The organism is Lacinutrix salivirga (genome assembly GCF_053604675.1).
The window spans coordinates 14,082-33,266 of the sequence record NZ_JBSHNP010000050.1 but is presented as its reverse complement, the minus strand read 5'-3'; the positions used below and the strand labels follow the sequence as shown (position 1 = coordinate 33,266).

Genomic DNA, 19,185 nt, shown 5'->3' with positions numbered 1-19,185 from the left:
CAAATCTTATGCTTGAAGCTTACAAAAAAAATTACGCTAAAGCAATAATACAATACATACTTATTGATTTTGATGGTACTATTAAGGAGTCTGACGATACCCTATTCTCTAATATTGAGAAAAAAAATGTTTCAGATTTACATCCTTTTTTTGAGAGTTTTATAGACTTATTACAAACTCCAAATTCAGATTATCTTTTTTCATGTATTCATTTAAATATAAATGGTAAAGAAATCATTTCGGACATCTCACTTAAAACTTTTAGTAACAATAAACTGCCTTTAGTTATTATTCAAGATTTAACAGCACATTATAACAACTATCAAACCTCAGCACAAGTAAGAAACGAATCTATAATAAACTCTCAAGTACTAGAATTAAAAAACAGTTATTTAAGAGAAAAAGAAGAGTTTAAAAATGCTTTTATCGCAAATTTTAGTCACGAGCTAAGAGACCCAATTACAGGCATTATTACATTTACAGATATTTTAGAAAAATCTAATTTAGAACCTCAACAAAAAGGCTATTTAGATATTATAAACTCGTCGTCCAACCATTTAAAAAAAATGATAGACGATATTTTAGACATCTCTAAAATAGAGGTTGGTAAATTAGAGCTTAAGCTCAATCCTTTTAATTTAAAAGAATTATTAGAGGAGTTAACGTCTTCGTATAAAGTAAAAGCTGCACAAAAAGGGTTAGAATTTATTACAAATTTTAATGCCAATTTACCAGATATTGTTGAAGGTGATGCGATGCGATTGCGCCAAATGCTCTCTAATTTGCTAGATAATGCTATAAAATTTACTTCAATAGGCAACGTAACATTTAACGCTTCGTTAAATCAAATTAGAGCAAACAAAGCAAGTATTCACTTTGAAGTTATAGATACAGGAATTGGTATAGCCAAAGAGCATATAGATACTATATTTAATAGTTTTAAACAATTAGAAGTTAACACCAATACTGGTTCTGGCTTAGGTTTAGCTATCGTAAAATATTTAGTAGAGTTAACAAACAGTAAAGTTAATGTAGAATCAGAACTTAATAAAGGCTCTACATTTTCAACAAATATTAACTTTAAACTTGTAGATGCTTCAAAAATTAACAAGCCTAAAGAAGCTGAAGAATTACAGTTTGAAAAAGACAGAAAGTATAATATTCTTTTAGTTGAAGATTCTGAAATCACACAACTTTCAATTTTAAAAATTTTAGCATCACAAGGTAATTTTTATTTAGACATTGCTGTAAAGTCTGAAGATGTATTGCAAAGAATAGAAAACCAAGAATTTGATTTGGTATTAATGGACATTAAACTAAACAACGAAAAGGGAGACAAAATTGCTGCTCAAATACGTATAATGCCAGAACGTGAACACAGAAAAATACCTATTTTAGCGCTCACAGCTAGAGTTATGAAAGAAGATTTAAAACGTTATAAAAAAGCAGGAATTAATGGAGTAATCCAAAAACCTTTTGATAAAAACACGCTATTACAAAAAATTTACGACGCTTTACATTAACAACTCTTTGGTAGTTATACCATAAATTAAGTATATTAGTATTAATTAGCGAATAAGCCCCTAAATTAATGCTAAGCAACTACAAAAAATACAGCCTAAAGAGTGAAAATCAGTTTTTATTAGTCGATAAATCTGGTTTTATAATAGAAAACGACACCAAAATATTTTCTGGTCTAACTCGCGTCTCTATCTCTATATTTCATCCTTTTTTCGAGTCTTTAATCCCTTTAATTAATAGTACAGATCAAACACTTACTTTTAATTGTGTGCATTTTAGCTTTAAAAACAAAACATATAGAGTAGATGTCACCTTACAAACCTTCTCTAAAAAACCACACGCTTACCTTATAATAAATGACCTGTCTGAGCATTATGAAAATAACCTTAGAATGTCGCAGACAAAAAACGAATCTGAAATTAAATCGCAACTTTTAGAAATAGAAAATAATTTACTAGCCAAAAAAGAACGTTTTAAAAGTGAGTTTTTAACTAATTTTAGCCATAATATAATGATGCCAATATACACCATAACGTTTACGACATCTATATTAAACAACTCTAATATAAACGAAGCTCAACGCCATAGTTTAGGTATTATAGACACTACTAGCAACCAATTAAAAAAAATGCTTAATACTCTTTTAGACTTATCTATTATTGAAACTGGCTATTTTGTTTCAGAACATAAAGTATTTAATATTTACAATTTAACTAGTTCTTTAACCGAAAAATTTTCAAAGAAATTTAAAGAAAACAACATCACTTTCAATTACAAAATAGATACACAGTGTCCTAAGTTTTTAATTGGTAATAAATTTAGAATAACACAAGTATTAGATACAATATTAGATAATGCTTACAACTACACTTTAACAGGCGAAGTTAGTTTTAAAGTTAGCATTGTCTCTAACGCGCAAAATAACATCACATTACAATTTTTAATTGAGGACACAGGTATTGGAATAGACAATACACACCATAACTCCATTTTTGAGTCCTTTTACAAAGTAAAAAATGCGTTAACTACTAATGGAAAAGGTTTAGGATTATCCATTGCTAAGCAATTAAGTACTGCAATGAAAGGTGAATTAAATCTAAAAAGCGAAATAGGCAAAGGGTCTGCTTTTAAAGTAACATTACCATTAAAAATTGCTGAACACCAACAAGAACTAGAACATAAAAAAGCCATAGCGCCTAAAAGCAAAACAGAATCAAAATATAAAATTCTTATTGCAGAGTATTCTGAAATAGACCAAATTAGCTTAATAAATCTATTAAATACCGAAAATGAAATAGAAATACATAGTGTTAAAACAGGAGACGATGTTATTAATAGTATGATTACAACCAACTATAATCTAATTATACTAAACACAAAACTACCAACTATGGATGGTATCGACACCTCTAGATTTATAAGACACAGCACTACTCTTTTACAAAACAAAACGCCAATAATTACTATTACTAATAATAAAAGCAAAACAGAAGAAGCCAATTGTATTAGTGCTGGTGTAAATGCTTACTTAACAAAACCACTCCATAAAAAAGAGTTTTTGAGTACAGTTAAAGATTTACTAAAATAAAAAACTCCAAAACTAAGTTTTGGAGTTTTTTATTTAATATATAATAATATCTGTTATCTATTCATTGTTTTAATTTCTTCAACAAAAGTATCTAAATCAACACCATTACTTACTAAACTCAACGCTTTGTCAATTACATATTTAACATTCTCTGGTTTAAAGCCTAAACCAACACTAATTTTAGTTAGTAAAACCTCTTCGTGATCACCTTTAATATGATCTACATAGACCATACGAGACAAATCGTACAAACGCTCTAAGCGATTATCGTAAGATGTTGGAGGATTTATTGGGTGAGAAGCATAATCCTTTAAAATAATTTTATAATCATTTTCAGAAATATCTAAGCGTCGTGCTAAACGATCTAAAAATGCTTTTTCATCGTCAGAAATCACACCATCATCCATAGCTATTCTAACTATAGACGCAAAATGATCTTCATTACGTTTTTTAAACCCACTATCAAACAAATCTGCAAATGACATATATATTGTATTTATATTTTAAAGCACAAAGATAATTAAACAAACTGCTTTTAAAAACATATATTTTCTTTTTTTACCCAAAAACCAACTTCTTAAATTAGGCATTCGCAATTCAAAACTCTAAGCCTTATATTTGCATTCCTAAAGACTAAAAATAAGTGAGTAAATCTAAAATCTCGCAAACTTATGTACAGGCTTTGCAATCGCAAAATCTGCAACACTCTATTGCCAATTCTCAAAGTAAAACTCATGTTAAAGGTCTTGTTGGATCTTCTTTATCTTTTGTAGTTAATTCGCTTTTTAAAACAGCAAACAAGCCTTTTTTAATGGTGTTTAACGATAAAGAAGAGGCTGCATTTTACCTCAATGATTTTGAACAATTATTAGATAGTAAAAATGTGCTTTTTTATCCAGGAAGCTATCGCAGACCATATCAAATTGAAGAAACCGATAATGCTAATGTGCTTTTAAGAGCAGAAGTTTTAAACCGAATAAACTCGCAAAAAAAACCAGCATTAATTATTACGTATCCTGATGCACTTTTCGAAAAAGTAGTCACCAGAAAAGAACTCGAACGCAATACCTTAAAAATTGCAGTAATCGACAATTTATCGTTAGATTTTGTAAACGAAGTCCTTTTTGAGTACAAATTTAAACGTGTAGATTTTGTTACAGAACCTGGAGAATTTTCGGTTAGAGGAGGAATTGTAGATGTGTTTTCTTTTAGCCACGACGAGCCTTACCGAATAGAATTTTTTGGTAACGAAGTCGATAGCATTAGAACCTTCGATGTAGAAACTCAACTCTCTACAGAGCAGATTAAAAAAATTAGCATTATTCCTAATGTTGCTAATAAATTATTAGAAGAAAGTAGGCAGAGTTTTTTTAAATATATTGCACAAAAAACAGTAGTTTTTACTAAAAACGCAGACTTAATATTTTCTCGTGTGGACTCGCTTTATGAAAAAGCTGTTGAAGCTTTCGGAACGCTTTCAAAAGAAATAAAACACGCAGAACCTAACGAGTTATTTTGTAACGCAACCACTTTAAAAAAGCAATTACTTGATTTTACAGTAATAGAGTTTGGCGCTTCTTCTGTATTTAGCAATCAAACTTTAGAGTATAATACAACACCGCAACCAGCTTTTAATAAAAACTTTAAGCTTTTAATTGAAGATTTAAATAGCAATCACAACAAAGGCTACACTAATTATATTGCTTGTGTAAGCGAACAGCAAGCCAAACGTTTTCATGATATTTTTGACGATTCAGATCATGAGGTCAACTACCAAACTATAGTATTATCACTCTATAAAGGTTTTATAGATCACGATCATAAAATAGTGTGTTATACAGACCATCAAATTTTTGAGCGTTACCATAAATTTCATCTTAAAAATGGCTATGCAAAAAAACAAGCCATCACTTTAAAAGAGCTAACAAATTTAGATATTGGCGATTACGTTACACATATAGATCATGGTATTGGTCGTTTTGGAGGCTTACAAAAAATAGACGTTGAAGGTAAAAAGCAAGAAGCTATTAAATTAGTGTATGGCGAACGCGATATTTTATACCTAAGTATCCATTCATTACACAAAATCACCAAGTTTAATGGTAAAGACGGCAAACCACCTAAAATTTACAAACTAGGTAGTAAAGCGTGGAAAACGCTTAAACAAAAAACTAAATCGCGTGTTAAAGAAATTGCCTTTAACCTTATAAAATTATATGCCAAACGTAAGTTAGAAAAAGGCTATCAATACAATCCGGATTCGCACTTACAGCATGAGCTAGAAGCTTCGTTTATTTACGAAGACACTCCAGACCAAAGTACTGCAACAGCAGATATTAAAGCAGATATGGAAAGCGAACGACCAATGGATAGGCTGGTTTGTGGTGATGTAGGTTTTGGTAAAACCGAAGTTGCCATTCGTGCAGCATTTAAAGCTGTAGATAATGGGAAACAAGTTGCTGTTTTAGTACCAACAACCATTTTAGCCTATCAACATTCCAGAACCTTTAAAGAGCGTTTAAAAGAATTTCCTGTAACTGTAGATTATCTTAACCGTTTTAGAACTGCAAAAGAAAAACGCGAAACCTTAGAAAAGCTAGAAAAAGGTCATGTAGATATTATTATTGGCACACACCAACTCGTAAATAAAAATGTGAAATTTAAAGATTTAGGCTTGCTCATTGTGGACGAAGAACAAAAATTTGGCGTTGCAGTAAAAGAAAAACTAAAAACTTTAAAAGATAATGTAGATGTGTTAACGCTAACTGCAACTCCTATTCCTAGAACGCTTCAGTTTAGTTTAATGGCTGCTAGAGATTTATCTGTAATAACTACACCTCCTCCAAACCGTTATCCAATAGAAAGTCATGTTATTCGTTTTAGCGAAGAAACCATTAGAGATGCTATTAGTTACGAGATTCAACGTGGAGGACAAATATTCTTCATCCATAATCGAATAGAAAACATTAAAGAAGTCGCAGGCATGATCCAACGATTGGTACCAGACGCAAAAATTGGTATTGGACATGGACAGCTAGATGGTAAAAAACTAGAGCAACTTATGCTCTCGTTTATGAATGGTGATTTCGATGTTTTAGTGAGCACAACTATTGTAGAAAGTGGTTTGGACGTGCCTAACGCCAATACTATTTTTATTAATAATGCCAATAATTTTGGCCTTAGCGATTTGCACCAAATGCGAGGTCGTGTAGGTCGTAGCAATAAAAAAGCCTTCTGTTACTTTATAACTCCAGACTACTCTGCAATGACTAATGATGCCAGAAAACGCATCACAGCTTTAGAGCAATTTACTGAGTTAGGAAGTGGTTTTAATATCGCAATGAAAGATTTAGAAATTAGAGGAGCAGGCGATTTATTAGGTGGTGAACAAAGTGGTTTTATAAATGAAATTGGCTTCGATACGTATCAGAAAATTTTAAATGAAGCTATTGAAGAATTAAAAGAAAATGAATTTGCAGATTTATATAATGAGCCTTTAGAAGATAAAGAATACGTTAAAGACATTACCATAGACACAACTTTCGAGTTATTATTTCCAGACGATTACGTAAATAATATAACCGAAAGATTAAAGTTATATACAGAGCTTAATAATTTTAAAACAGAAGAAGAGTTACAACAATTTGAAACTAATTTAATCGATAGATTTGGCGAATTACCAATCCAAGTTGTGGATTTATTAAATAGTGTTCGCTTAAAATGGATAGCAACAAAATTAGGTATGGAAAAGGTTATTATGAAACAAAACAAGTTGATTGGCTACTTTATAAACGACCAACAAAGTAAGTTTTACCAAAGCAAAAATTTTACTAAATTGTTACAATATGTACAATCAAAACCTTCTGCTTGTAAAATGAAAGAAAAGCAAACCAGAAATGGCTTGCGATTATTGCTTACTTTTGATAACATTAAAACAGTACAACAAGGACTAGCAGCATTAAAACCAATTTTAAATTAAAAATTAATTTTGGCACGACGTTTGACTTATTAATAGAAAAACCAATTACAATGATTAAAAAATTACTTTTTTTATTCGCCATATTGCCAAGCATAACGTTTGCTCAGCACACCATTAAAGGCACTTTTACTCCTGCAAACCAATTTAAGTTTGCATTTTTATATCGCGTTACAGCAGAAACGTCATTGTTTGTAAACAATGCAGATGTTAACGAAGATGGCACGTTTACAATAGACATGCCAGAAAACACAGAGCCAGGAACCTACAGGATAGTATATGCACAACCTCAGGATGAGTATAATTTCGATTTTATCTATAATAATGAAGATGTAGAATTAGCATTTGATTTAGACAAAGGATTAAGCTTTATTACCTCTAAAGAAAATAAGCTTTATGACTCTTATTTAAAGAGTAAAGCCTTAGTTAATAAGCAAATTCGCAATTATTATGGTACTAAAAACGAAAGTGAAAAAGATTTTAAAAAGATTTTTAAAATTTTAGAAGACACTCAAAATGAATTTGAAAAGGCTGCCGAAGGCACTATGGCTTTAGAGTTTATAAAAGCACTTAGACCTTATATTCCTTCAGAGCGAGAAGATGTTGCTACGTTTGCAGGTCACATAAAAAGCAACTATTTTAAGAACATAGATTTTGGTAACAAAACGTTACAGAATTCAAATTTTTTAATTAGTAATGCGATTAAGTATGTTGCAGGTTATGTGAATAATAACAATGTCGATGCTTCTTACATAGAAAACATCGACACGTTAGTAAACGCCATTGGAGATAATCCTAAAGTAAAAAAAGTGATTTTAAAAATACTTTGGAATCAATTTGCAGATGTTAACCAAACTAACGAAGCTGCAGCAAACCATATTGCAAGTAATTATTTACTAAAATTACTTTCTAATAGTGAAAACGACAGAGAGTTTGCAAATCAAATTATTGCATTTAAAAATTCTTCGATTGGAGAAGTTGCTCCAGATTTTCCTGTAGAAATTAAAGATAAAGACGATAAAGTTGTAGTCACTAAAATGAGTAAATTAGATAGTGCAGAGCAGTATTTAATTATATTTTGGAGTACAACATGTTCTCACTGTTTAGAGGAATTACCATTATTAAAAGAATATACAGCTTCACTACCAAATAATAAACTTAAAGTAATTGCAGTAGCATTAGACGATGCGTATTACAGATGGAGTGACATGCGTTACGACTATCCTGATTTTATACATGTTTTTGGTGAAGGCAAATGGGATAACGAAATTGGTAACAACTATAATGTTACAGCAACACCAACCTATTTTGTACTAGATAAAAACAAAAAAATAATCAATAAGCCTTACGATTTTGAAGCGTTTAAAAACTATTTAGATAAGCTGCCAAACCCGAAAAAAGACGTTTTAAAAGAAGAAAAAAACAAGGACTAAATAAACAATTATTTTTTTTAAAAGATTTTTTTACTCTAGTAATTGATGAAAATTAAATACAGAAATAAAAGAATTTATGCCAACTTAATACTAGGTTTAGTTTGGATTGGAATATATGTTTTTTCTTCGTTTACAAAAGACAAAATTCTTTTTTCTGATTATCTATATTTAATAGTTGGTTTAATGTATCTTGGAATATATTTTTATGAATACTTCTATCACTATTTAACTATTGAAAACGGAACGATTAAAAAAAATTCACCATTTGGTAAACAAATACATCTTAATGAGATAATTTGGATAAAAAAATTCGCTGGAGATTACACCTTAACAACAAAGGATAAAAAACTAAGAATTAACACTGAACTTATTGAAAAACAGTCTTTAATCGAATTAAATACAGTTTTAGAAAACATACAATTACCAGCAGATAAAACTCCTTTTACAACTGTAGAAAACGTTTAAAAATGATAAAAAGCATTCTCTAAATGCTCAATAACATATTGCTTATTTTCTTTTACAATTGCAATAATATCAAAACGCACTTCAACATCTAAACCATTAACTGTAACATATTCGTCCACAGCTTTTACTAAACGTTGTATTTGTTTGGGTTTTACAAAATCTTGAGGATTCCCAAATGCTTTTGTAGATCTTGTTTTAACTTCTATAATGGCTAAAACATCAGCTTTTTGTGCAATAATATCAACCTCAGCTTTTTGAAATCTGTAATTGCGCTCAATAATTTGGTAGTTGTTTTTTAATAAAAAATCTACTGCTAATTGTTCGCCTTTTTCACCAAGTTCGTTGTGTTGTGCCATAATTCCTGCGATGGCAGGAATCTCATCCTACACTTTCAAAATTTATTATATTGTCTTATTCCATTTAAATAACTAAAGTAATCTATATCGTTAGTTCGAGTGATTTTGAAGCATAAAAAATTCGTATCGAAAACTCATTATCAATTGCAAAACCCAATCAAATTAACGAATTAAATTAAAATGATTTATACTTTATAATTTGCATCAATATACGCAATTGCTTCTTCTTGAGTAAGCACTGCAAATTTTTTGTAACGATTATGTACATCTACAATTTCGTCTAAAGCTTTTTCCACCAATGCTTTATTCTGCCAATTATTTAGATGACTAACCACTATTTTTAAACACCCATTTTTGTAAGCAATTTGACCTAATACATGTATTAATGTATCTGTAACGCGTTTAGTATCGTCAAACTCTAAAACCTTAAGTAATGGTAAAACATCTTGAGGATGTGTGCGTCCACGAAGCTCAATACCATGGCAAATTTCGCGTCTAATTTCTTTATTTTCGTGTGTTAAATACCCTTTAGACCATTCTAAAACTGGAACAGGATTTTTTTCTCCCATTTTTTTTATAGATCCTATTACTGCATTTCGAACACGATGGTGTTTATCAAACAATCCAATAGTCATAAAATTTTCAATTTTCTCAAAATGAAACTTTCCAATTTCGCCTGCTGCATTTATAACTGTTTGTCTTACCAACTCGTTTTTTGATTGTATTAACTGTGTTAATGTAGAAAAAATTGCAGCTTGTAAATGTGGTTTTGTATAAAATAATTTACCAATAGCTAAATAGCTTGTTTTGCGAATGTAAGTGTCTTCATCAGAAAAATAGAGAAGTAAAAGCTGTATTTTAGAATTCACTAAATCTTCAGTAATGTCTTTATTAATTTTAATAACTAATTGTTCTCTTTCTTGTTTTGATAAATCGTAAAATGCCATAACAATTAGTTTAAATCACCTCTAATTTATATCCAATACCATGAACATTAATAAGTTTTATTGAGGCGTCATCCTTTAATTTCTTTCTTAATTTTGAAATGTAAGTATCTAAGCTTCTGCCTACAAAAACACCATTATCTTCCCAAACTCTTTTTTCTAATTCCTCTCGCTTAACCACCTCGTTTAAGTGTTCGTAAAAAATTTCTAAGAGTTCACACTCCTTTTTAGAGAGTTTAATCTCTTGAGCCGCTTTTACTAACTTATTTTTTTCTGGATAAAATTGATAGCTTCCTATTGCAGCAAAATTAGTGTCTTGTTGTGTAGTAGTTTCAACTTTAAAATGCGTCTTCTTAACATAGAAAATAGCTAATAGAAATAAGAGTACTAAAGGCACAACATAAAGCAACGTTTTAATACGTAATGGTGGATTTTGCTTGGTAAAAAACACTTCAATTGTATAGCAGTTATTTGGTAATACTCTGCCAGCACATGGAATAATTGTGTTTTCTTCGTCTTTAGTTATTTGGTAGCTATAAGCAACTTCATGGTCTTTGCATTGTATAACTTCTACACGATAGTGCGATGGCAATTCGGCATTTTTAAAACTTTGTTTTACTAAGGTTACTAAATCTGCTGGATCAAAAGATAATGAGTTATTAAAAGACACTTGATATTTAGAGTCTTCTATTACTACCACAGGCAATATTAATGAGGTCGAATCGCTAGTGGTGAGTAGTAACTTATTGCCAACATCGCGTAATGAGATTTTAACGCGCTCAGTAAATCCATCTTCGTTTTGAGTAGAACAAGAACTTAGTAAAGCGCAATAGAAAACGCCAAAAAGGACTACAAATAAAGAGGTGTTGTTTTTGAGCATAATTACTGTAAATAACAAACAATTTTATGAGTTTTTACACGAGTTGACATTTCTTTTACACTTTTTTGACATTCTTTTATCTCACCAAATATGCATAAAGCACTGATGGAAGCTTAAAAACTTACAGTAATTAGTGTAACTAAATTTTATTTTTCAAAACTAATTGTACTTTTTTCTTTAGTAACCACCATTGTAGTGTTTCGTCCTAAAAATAAAGCACGATTATCTTTTTCGTGTCCTGCAGGCATATTAAAAGCAATCGGGAAATCATAATCTGATAGAGCATCTAAAATTAATTGCTCTATAGAAGTTCCCCAAAGTGTAGTGTTTTTTCTAAGTTTACTCATATCGCCAACTATAACACCTTTACAATTATCGAAATAACCAGCACGTTTAAGACTTTGTAGCATACGATCAATATGGTATTTATATTCTCCAATTTCTTCAATAAATATGATTTTTCCAGAGGTATCAATACTAGTTTTAGAGCCTAACATAGTATGTAAAATAGTAAGGTTTCCACCAACTAAAGGTGCACTAACCTCACCAACTTTATTATATTCTGAGCCAGATAATGTGTATTGTAACGATTCGCCAAAAATAGCAGCTTTAAAAGTACTTAGCGTCTCTGTTATCTCGTTTAAATCTTTAGTTAAGCTCACACACATCATAGCGTGTATAGATTGAAATCCTTGGTTATGAAACTGGTTGTGCAAGGCAGTAATATCGCTGTATCCAATAAGCCATTTTGGGTGTTGTTTAAATTTAGTATAATCTAATTGGTCTAAAATCCTAACGGTTCCGTAACCACCACGAGCACACCAAATGGCTTTAATTGCTGGATTGTCTAGCGCCTCTTGAAAATCCTCGCAACGTTCTGCATCTGTACCTGCAAAATGGTTGTCTTTGCTAAAAACATGTTTACCAACAACAACATTTAAATTCCAGCTTTTTAGTAAGGCTTTAGCTTGGTCAATTTCGTCTGTTCTGTTTTTTAAAATTCCTGAAGGTGCAACAATAGCAACAGTATCTCCTGCTTTTAAATAAGGTGGCTGTATCAATTTAGAAGATGGTTTAAGGGTTTGGTTGTTTTGTGCCGAAGTGTAATAGCTTCCAACAAAAACAAGAAAAACAATAGTAAATAGGTGTTTAATCATACTGTAAATGTAAACGATATTTTATAAAATTAAAATGAAGCACTTCTTTTAAAAATACCTTTTGGTTTAAAGAAATAAATGTACTAACTATTATTAATATCTTTACAATTAACTTTAAAGGTAATTATGAGCAGTAAAACTATTATGTGCATCCAATGTGGAGTTTATAATAAAGATAGAGAGTTTTGCTCAGAGTGTGGTGCAATTTTAGACTATAAAAAACGACGCGAATTAGCTTTTAAAAAAGAAGAAGAAGCACGTTTAGAGCGCAGACGTATTGAAAAAGAAAATAACCCTTCGTTTTTCGATAAATATGGAGACCATCGTTTTTTGGTAGTGAGAATTTTTGTAAAAATTATTAAATCTATATACGTACTAATTGTGGCTATAGGTGGTTTTATTGCTTGGTTAATTGCAACTATTGCTGCATGAGTATTATTAAACACCCTCTGTATTTAGTGCTTTCTGCAATCGCCATAAGTATTTACTTATCTAAAATGGCTAATATAGCATTGCCAAATTGGATGTATTTTTATTTAAGCGATTTACTATGTATGCCACTTGTATTTAGTACCTGTTTGGCAATAATTCGTGTATTAAAAAAAGATAATAGTATATATATCCCTTTAGGAGCAGTCTTGGTTTTAACTATATATTATAGTGTTTATTTCGAGTATTTTTTACCACAATACAATGAGCGTTATACAGCAGATTGTATAGATATTGTAATGTATTTTTTAGGAGCACTACTATTTTATGGCTATCAAAAACGTTTGTTTTAAAGCTTCTTAAAAATAAAAAAATTAATACTTTTTTAACATAAAAAATCCAAATACACTATTTTAGACGTAAATAAGTAATAGAATTTCTGTTGTTTTTACTTTTTAACTATAAATTATAAAATTTATGGCTGTCATTACATCTTGTATTACATCTACCCTTCAACCTTATACTCCAACATCACAAAATCCTTGGAATGAATTAAGAGTTCGGCATGCCTATCGTCGTTTAGGATATGATGCTAATAAAACCGCAATTACAAATGCTTTAAGTTTAACGCCTAGTGAGTTAATAGACCAAATTATTAATGAGTCTTTAAACACGCCTAATTGGACTGCTCCTTCTTGGGCAAATTATACTAACGATGACTATAATAATCAAGGTTTAGATTTTGATGAACAAACACAAGCCAATCATGATGAACTTATGCACGAGGTTATTAACCAAATGCAAACAGTAGGTTTAAAAGCAAGGCTTATTATGTTTTGGAGTAATCATTTTGTAACACGATTAGAAGATTATTACACCAGTAACCACCTTTACGAATATTACAACACATTAGAAACCTATGCCTTTGGTAATTTCGAGGATTTTGTAAGAGCAATAGGTAAAACCAGTGCTATGCTAGTGTTTTTAAATGGTGTTGAAAATTCAAGCTATAATCCTAATGAAAATTATGCTCGCGAATTGTACGAGCTTTTTACACTAGGAGTCGATAATGGATATACACAACAAGACATTGTAGAAACCTCTAAAGCTTTAACTGGCTACAACCATAGAGAAAACTGGACGTATCCTATTTATTTTGACAACAGTACATTTAACGATACCCAAAAAACCATATTTAATCAAACAGGTAACTGGAATTATGACGATGTTATAGATATTTTATTCCAACAAAAAGCACCTTTAATTGCACAACATATTTGCAAAAAACTATATACTTATTTTGTAAGCGCAACAGTAAATGAAGATGTGGTTACCGAAATGGCAAACCTGTTTGTTGTAGATTTTAATATAGAAAACATTTTACGAACCCTTTTTAAAAGTCAGCATTTTTTTGATAATAAAACTATAGGAACTCAAATTAAAAGTCCGTACGATTTAACAATGTCCTATCTAAACATCACAAATTTTAGTTTACAAGAAGATTTTAATCAAGCCATGGTTTGGTTTAATGGTTTAATGGGACAACAAATGTTTAATCCTGTTGATGTTGCAGGTTGGCAAGGCGATAGAGATTGGATTAACTCCAGCACATTAACTGGTCGATGGGAAATTTTACAATGGACCATTTGGCATAGTTGGAATAATTACACTGAAGAATTACGAACATTTGCAATACAGAGCTCTGAAAACAGTAATAACCCTTACGTAGTAACCAAATCGATAATTGATCGTTTTATGCCTTTAGAGCTGTTTTCAATTGAAGATTACCAAGTAGCAACAGATGTGTTTAAACATAATCTACCAGAAAATTATTACGATACTCAACAATGGAATTTACAATGGGACTCTGTTCCGTATCAAGTTGTACTTTTATTACTGCATTTAATTAAACTACCAGAATTTCAACTTAAATAATTACCACTATGTGTAACAACCAATCTAAAAAAGATAAAAACTCTAGCACTAGTGCTCACGATTTAGAACACAAAAAATGGAACAGACGTTCCTTTTTACAAGCTTTAGGACTTTCAGGAGCAGGAACAATTATGCTAGGTGGCATGCCTTTATCTGCCTCAAATAGCACTAAATTGGCTGCAGCCATAAGCAATTCGGAAACAGATAGAATACTGGTAATAATAAGACTAAAAGGCGGAAATGATGGACTTAACACCATCGTACCAATTTACGATTACGATACGTATGCTGTAAATAGACCAACCATTAAACATAATTTAAATCAGCTAACACCACTTACACCAGATTTTGGGATTCCTAACGCAATGGCAGACCTTTTAAATCTTTGGGATAATGGAGCTATGAAAGTTGTTCATGGTGTTGGGTACGAAAACCATAGTCAATCGCATTTTTCGGGTTCAGATATTTGGGCCTCAACAGATCCAACTAATTCCTCTACTTCTGGCTGGTTAGGTCGTTATTTCGAAGAGTTATATCCTGAGTATTTACTCAATCCTCCAACCATTCCTGCTGCTGTTCAAATTGGCAGTATTGGTAATTTAATTTTTGATGGCGACTCCAATAACTACGCCTTTTCTGTTGCAAATCCAGACCAATTAGAATCTATCGCACAAACAGGAACAGTACACGATATGAGCAGTTTTCCAGATTGTATTTATGGTGAACAATTAGAGTTTATGAGAGGTACCACCAATACCACATATCAATATGCAGGTACAATTCATGAAGCATACACTGAAGGCGCTAATAGTTTTGAGTATATGGAAACTCAACTCGCGCAACAACTCTCTATAGTTGCTAGACTTATAAAAGGCAATCTAGGTACAAAAGTTTATATGGTTACTTTAGATGGATTCGATACACATGCCAACCAAATTGTAGATCATAGTGCATTACTTACCGATTTATCTAATTCTGTTAAAACGTTTTATGACGATTTAGCTCAAGCAGGCATAGACTACAAAGTATTATCTATGAGCATAAGTGAATTTGGACGTCGTGTTTACGAAAACGGCTCCAATGGTACAGATCATGGAAAAGCAGCTCCACTTATGTTGTTTGGTCCTGCAATACAAGGCAATGGCTTTGTTGGTGAACATCCCGATCTTATTTCTAGTAATGGCGAAGGAAACTTAGAGTACACTCAAGATTTTAGAGAAATATATGCTACTATTATGGAAAAGTGGTTATGTATTGATAGCGGAATAGTGGACGAAGCATTACTAAACACCACTTATGCACGTCTCGATCTTGGTTTTAATTGCAGCACACTAGGTCTTACCGATTTTAATCAAAATCGTTTTAAACACGTTGTTGTTTACACAGATAGAGATTCTATTTTAAATATAAAAAATCCTTTTACACAACACGTGGTTATTAAAATCTACGATATTATGGGTAAAGAGATTGGAACACTTAAAAATGAAATGCTTTTTGCTGGAGAACACAATGTAAGTATAAAAAATACTATATCTAGTAAACTAAATGTTGGACAATATATCTATAGAATTTCAGTTGGAAACGAAAACTTTAGCAAGTCTTTTATAATTCGATAATGCCTTAATATTTTTTGTGCCAACCAAAACCATAATTTATTCCTAATCCAACATAACTTAACTTTCCAACATTTCCATATAATTTGAATCCAAAACTTCTTCCAAACGAAGAAGGTTTTCCTACTGGAATTAATCCATAATATGCTCTAAATCGCTTTTTTTTCTTTTTAAACCATTTTATATTTACCTCTAAAGGGAAGCCAATAAATTGTTTATTTTTTTTAACCTCTACACCATTTATTCTTTCTTTAAACAATACATTATTTGCTGATAATCCTCCCGAAAAACTAAACGAATGACCATCTTTAATATATCGTTTTCCTAAAAGAATTGAAACTTCATTTACTTTTAAATTAGACTCAAGAAAAGGTATTGCAACAAAACCAATTAAAGCAACTTCATAATCTAATGCAGTTTGATTAATGTATCTAATAGAATACAAATTATTATTTTGTTGATAATTTAACTCACCACCTAAACTAAAACCTGAAGTATTTCCACCTGCATAACCAACAAGAATCTCTGTAAAAAGTATTGGATTATCTTCTATTTCATCAACTTTAGATTGGTCTTGAGCAAAACAAAAATTCATACAAAATAAAACCAATATTATATAATAGTAGTTTTTCATAGTTCTTTTAACTCAAAGCTATTAAAATAAATTCTCTTTTATTCAAATTGGAAGTAAAGAATACAATTTTAAAAAAGGTAATGATTATTTTTGCTATACAAATTACTAAAATCATGTTGAAAGATTCAAAAAGATACACCATAACAGCAGCACTACCATATACCAATGGACCAATTCATATTGGGCATTTAGCAGGTGTTTATGTGCCAGCAGATATTTATGCACGATATAAAAGACTAACAGGTAACGATGTTGCTTTTATTTGTGGAAGTGATGAGCATGGCGTACCAATTACTATTAAAGCAAAAAAAGAAGGCGTTACACCACAACAAATTGTTGATAGATATCATAAAATAATAAAAGACTCTTTTGAAGATTTCGGGATTAGTTTCGATAATTATTCCAGAACCTCAGCCAAAATACATCACGATACAGCTTCAGAATTTTTTAAAACCTTATATGATAAAAATGAATTTGTTGAAGAAGTGTCAGAGCAATTATACGATGCAGAAGCTAACCAGTTTCTAGCCGATCGTTTTGTTGTAGGAACGTGCCCAAAATGCGGAAACGAAGAAAGCTATGGCGACCAATGCGAAAATTGCGGAACTAGCCATAATGCTACAGATTTAATAAACCCTAAATCTGCAATTACAGGAAATGTACCTACTTTAAAAGAAACCAAACACTGGTTTTTACCATTAAATAAACACGAGCAGTTTTTAAAAGAATGGATTCTCGATGGTCACAAAAAAGATTGGAAACCTAATGTTTATGGTCAAGTAAAATCTTGGATCGACGATGGTTTACGTCCACGTGCTGTAACCAGAGATCTAGATTGGGGAATTCCAGTTCCTGTTCCTGGAGGCGAAGGCAAAGTGCTTTATGTGTGGTTTGACGCTCCAATTGGTTACATCTCTGCAACCAAAGAATGGGCAAAACGCGTAGGTAAAGACTGGGAGCCTTATTGGAAAGACGAGAGCACCAAACTAGTGCATTTTATTGGTAAAGATAATATTGTATTTCACTGTATTATTTTCCCTGCAATGCTAAAGGCTGAAGGCAGTTATATTTTACCAGATAACGTACCTGCAAACGAGTTTTTAAACTTAGAAGGCAATAAATTATCTACGTCAAAAAATTGGGCTGTCTGGTTGCCAGAATATTTACAAGATTTCCCAAATCAGCAAGATGTATTACGTTATGCCTTAACGGCAAATGCACCAGAAACAAAGGATAATGATTTTACTTGGAAAGATTTTCAAGCCAGAAACAACAACGAATTAGTTGCCATTTTTGGTAACTTTATTAATCGTGTTGTGGTACTAACCAACAAGTATTACGATGGCATTGTGCCAACTCCAAGCGATTTTTATAAAATTGACAGCGACACTCTAGCTGCTGTAAAAGCTTATCCTGCTGTAATAGAAAGTTCGTTAGAGCGTTACCGTTTTAGAGAAGCAAGCCAGGAATTAATGAATCTTGCCAGACTTGGAAATAAGTATTTAGCAGACGAAGAGCCTTGGAAACTTATAAAAACAGACGAAGCACGTACAAAAACTATAATGTATGTTGCTTTACAAATAGCTTCAGCATTAGCCACTTTATGCGAACCATTTTTACCTTTTACTTCAACTAAATTAAAACATATTCTTAATGTTAGTTCGAGTGATTCGACACAGGAAAACAGTATAGAGAATAAGTGGGAAGATATTTCATCAAAAGACATTTTAATGCCTGCAAACCATAAAATAGGAAAAGGAGAACTACTATTTTCTAAAATTGAAGACAGCCAAATCCAAGCGCAAATGGATAAATTAGAAGCAAGCAAAAAAGCTAACGAAGCTGCAAATAAAGTTGTAGAACCTCAAAAAGAAGAAATTACTTTCGACGATTTTACAAAATTAGACCTTCGTGTTGGTACTATTATCGAAGCAGAAAAAATGCCCAAAGCAAAAAAGCTTTTAGTATTAAAAGTTGATACAGGTATTGATGTACGCACTATAGTTTCTGGCATTGCAGAAAGCTTTAAAGCAGAAGAAGTTATTGGCAAACAAGTAACCGTTTTAGTTAATTTAGCGCCAAGAGCATTACGTGGTGTAGAAAGTCAAGGCATGATTTTAATGACTGAAAATGCCGAAGGTAAATTAGTATTTGTAAATCCTGATGATGCTAATATTAACAATGGATTATCTATAAGCTAAGTATAGTTAAATTTTAGCTAAAGTGTACACTTTAAAAATCTAGCATCTTATTG

At 31.3% G+C, this 19,185-nt stretch carries 16 protein-coding genes; 10 read left to right on the top strand and 6 right to left on the bottom strand.

What is annotated here, in order from left to right:
* The first annotated feature begins 8 nt into the window (after positions 1-8).
* Together ACVC5O_RS01585 and ACVC5O_RS01580 are read left to right on the top strand one after the other, a co-directional pair.
* Positions 9-1,523, top strand: a complete 1,515-nt coding sequence (locus tag ACVC5O_RS01585) for an ATP-binding protein (RefSeq protein ID WP_452219710.1) — start codon at positions 9-11, stop codon at positions 1,521-1,523.
* Positions 1,524-1,591: 68 nt separating this feature from the next.
* A complete protein-coding gene (locus ACVC5O_RS01580) occupies positions 1,592-3,109 on the top strand; it encodes an ATP-binding response regulator (RefSeq protein ID WP_452219709.1) in 1,518 nt (505 codons plus the stop codon).
* 53 nt (positions 3,110-3,162) lie between these two features.
* Here ACVC5O_RS01580 and ACVC5O_RS01575 read toward each other — a convergent pair whose 3' ends face one another.
* Positions 3,163-3,594 (bottom strand): TerB family tellurite resistance protein, encoded by a 432-nt coding sequence (locus ACVC5O_RS01575; RefSeq protein WP_452219708.1) that lies wholly within the window; start codon positions 3,592-3,594, stop codon positions 3,163-3,165.
* Between the two features lie 158 nt (positions 3,595-3,752).
* Between ACVC5O_RS01575 and mfd the strand changes: the two genes are divergently transcribed.
* Genes mfd through ACVC5O_RS01560 form a run of 3 tightly spaced genes read left to right on the top strand, consistent with a single transcriptional unit; the run spans position 3,753 to position 8,983 of the window.
* The gene (gene mfd, locus ACVC5O_RS01570; RefSeq protein ID WP_452219707.1) at positions 3,753-7,088 is read left to right on the top strand and encodes a transcription-repair coupling factor; all 3,336 of its coding nucleotides are present in this window, start codon (positions 3,753-3,755) and stop codon (positions 7,086-7,088) included.
* Positions 7,089-7,138: 50 nt separating this feature from the next.
* Positions 7,139-8,518 (top strand): TlpA family protein disulfide reductase, encoded by a 1,380-nt coding sequence (locus tag ACVC5O_RS01565; RefSeq protein ID WP_452219706.1) that lies wholly within the window; start codon positions 7,139-7,141, stop codon positions 8,516-8,518.
* 45 nt (positions 8,519-8,563) lie between these two features.
* A complete protein-coding gene (locus ACVC5O_RS01560) occupies positions 8,564-8,983 on the top strand; it encodes a hypothetical protein (protein ID WP_452219752.1) in 420 nt (139 codons plus the stop codon).
* Here the strand turns inward: ACVC5O_RS01560 and ACVC5O_RS01555 are convergent.
* From ACVC5O_RS01555 to ACVC5O_RS01540, 4 genes are all read right to left on the bottom strand, one after another.
* Positions 8,980-9,339, bottom strand: a complete 360-nt coding sequence (locus tag ACVC5O_RS01555; protein ID WP_452219705.1) for a YraN family protein — start codon at positions 9,337-9,339, stop codon at positions 8,980-8,982. The genes ACVC5O_RS01560 and ACVC5O_RS01555 overlap by 4 nt on opposite strands.
* A 185-nt stretch (positions 9,340-9,524) precedes the next feature.
* The gene (locus tag ACVC5O_RS01550) at positions 9,525-10,286 is read right to left on the bottom strand and encodes a HEAT repeat domain-containing protein (protein ID WP_452219704.1); all 762 of its coding nucleotides are present in this window, start codon (positions 10,284-10,286) and stop codon (positions 9,525-9,527) included.
* A gap of 10 nt (positions 10,287-10,296) precedes the next feature.
* The gene (locus tag ACVC5O_RS01545) at positions 10,297-11,163 is read right to left on the bottom strand and encodes a winged helix-turn-helix domain-containing protein (protein ID WP_452219703.1); all 867 of its coding nucleotides are present in this window, start codon (positions 11,161-11,163) and stop codon (positions 10,297-10,299) included.
* Positions 11,164-11,309: 146 nt separating this feature from the next.
* Positions 11,310-12,320 carry a S66 peptidase family protein gene (locus ACVC5O_RS01540; RefSeq protein ID WP_452219702.1) on the bottom strand — a complete coding sequence of 337 codons (1,011 nt, stop codon included), beginning with the start codon at positions 12,318-12,320 and terminating at the stop codon, positions 11,310-11,312.
* Positions 12,321-12,446: 126 nt separating this feature from the next.
* On the opposite strand from ACVC5O_RS01540, the gene ACVC5O_RS01535 reads away from it, so the two are divergent.
* From ACVC5O_RS01535 to ACVC5O_RS01520, 4 genes are all read left to right on the top strand, one after another.
* Positions 12,447-12,752: a hypothetical protein gene (locus ACVC5O_RS01535; RefSeq protein ID WP_452219701.1), complete on the top strand. Its 306-nt coding sequence runs from the start codon at positions 12,447-12,449 to the stop codon at positions 12,750-12,752.
* Positions 12,749-13,102 (top strand): hypothetical protein, encoded by a 354-nt coding sequence (locus ACVC5O_RS01530; protein WP_452219700.1) that lies wholly within the window; start codon positions 12,749-12,751, stop codon positions 13,100-13,102. Before ACVC5O_RS01535 ends, ACVC5O_RS01530 begins: the two co-directional genes overlap by 4 nt.
* A gap of 124 nt (positions 13,103-13,226) precedes the next feature.
* Positions 13,227-14,684, top strand: coding sequence for a DUF1800 domain-containing protein (locus ACVC5O_RS01525; protein WP_452219699.1), 1,458 nt, complete (start codon positions 13,227-13,229; stop codon positions 14,682-14,684).
* A gap of 8 nt (positions 14,685-14,692) precedes the next feature.
* The gene (locus ACVC5O_RS01520) at positions 14,693-16,300 is read left to right on the top strand and encodes a DUF1501 domain-containing protein (protein WP_452219698.1); all 1,608 of its coding nucleotides are present in this window, start codon (positions 14,693-14,695) and stop codon (positions 16,298-16,300) included.
* A gap of 4 nt (positions 16,301-16,304) precedes the next feature.
* Here the strand turns inward: ACVC5O_RS01520 and ACVC5O_RS01515 are convergent, their stop codons facing one another.
* Positions 16,305-16,892 (bottom strand): hypothetical protein, encoded by a 588-nt coding sequence (locus tag ACVC5O_RS01515; protein WP_452219697.1) that lies wholly within the window; start codon positions 16,890-16,892, stop codon positions 16,305-16,307.
* A 152-nt stretch (positions 16,893-17,044) separates the two neighbouring features.
* Here ACVC5O_RS01515 and metG point away from each other — a divergent pair, with 152 nt between their 5' ends.
* Entirely contained in the window at positions 17,045-19,132 is a 2,088-nt protein-coding gene (gene metG, locus ACVC5O_RS01510) for a methionine--tRNA ligase (protein WP_452219696.1), read from the top strand.
* Positions 19,133-19,185 lie beyond the last annotated feature (53 nt).

Bases quoted from the DNA above. Each gene is read 5' to 3' on its own strand.
- ACVC5O_RS01585 (WP_452219710.1), top strand. From the start codon at position 9: ATGCTTGAAGCTTACAAAAAAAATTACGCTAAAGCAATAATACAATAC.
- ACVC5O_RS01575 (WP_452219708.1), bottom strand. From the start codon at position 3,594: ATGTCATTTGCAGATTTGTTTGATAGTGGGTTTAAAAAACGTAATGAA.
- ACVC5O_RS01580 (WP_452219709.1), top strand. From the start codon at position 1,592: ATGCTAAGCAACTACAAAAAATACAGCCTAAAGAGTGAAAATCAGTTT.
- ACVC5O_RS01565 (WP_452219706.1), top strand. From the start codon at position 7,139: ATGATTAAAAAATTACTTTTTTTATTCGCCATATTGCCAAGCATAACG.
- ACVC5O_RS01560 (WP_452219752.1), top strand. From the start codon at position 8,564: ATGAAAATTAAATACAGAAATAAAAGAATTTATGCCAACTTAATACTA.
- ACVC5O_RS01555 (WP_452219705.1), bottom strand. From the start codon at position 9,339: ATGGCACAACACAACGAACTTGGTGAAAAAGGCGAACAATTAGCAGTA.
- ACVC5O_RS01520 (WP_452219698.1), top strand. From the start codon at position 14,693: ATGTGTAACAACCAATCTAAAAAAGATAAAAACTCTAGCACTAGTGCT.
- metG (WP_452219696.1), top strand. From the start codon at position 17,045: ATGTTGAAAGATTCAAAAAGATACACCATAACAGCAGCACTACCATAT.
- ACVC5O_RS01525 (WP_452219699.1), top strand. From the start codon at position 13,227: ATGGCTGTCATTACATCTTGTATTACATCTACCCTTCAACCTTATACT.
- ACVC5O_RS01545 (WP_452219703.1), bottom strand. From the start codon at position 11,163: ATGCTCAAAAACAACACCTCTTTATTTGTAGTCCTTTTTGGCGTTTTC.
- ACVC5O_RS01535 (WP_452219701.1), top strand. From the start codon at position 12,447: ATGAGCAGTAAAACTATTATGTGCATCCAATGTGGAGTTTATAATAAA.
- ACVC5O_RS01550 (WP_452219704.1), bottom strand. From the start codon at position 10,286: ATGGCATTTTACGATTTATCAAAACAAGAAAGAGAACAATTAGTTATT.
- ACVC5O_RS01540 (WP_452219702.1), bottom strand. From the start codon at position 12,320: ATGATTAAACACCTATTTACTATTGTTTTTCTTGTTTTTGTTGGAAGC.
- ACVC5O_RS01530 (WP_452219700.1), top strand. From the start codon at position 12,749: ATGAGTATTATTAAACACCCTCTGTATTTAGTGCTTTCTGCAATCGCC.
- ACVC5O_RS01515 (WP_452219697.1), bottom strand. From the start codon at position 16,892: ATGAATTTTTGTTTTGCTCAAGACCAATCTAAAGTTGATGAAATAGAA.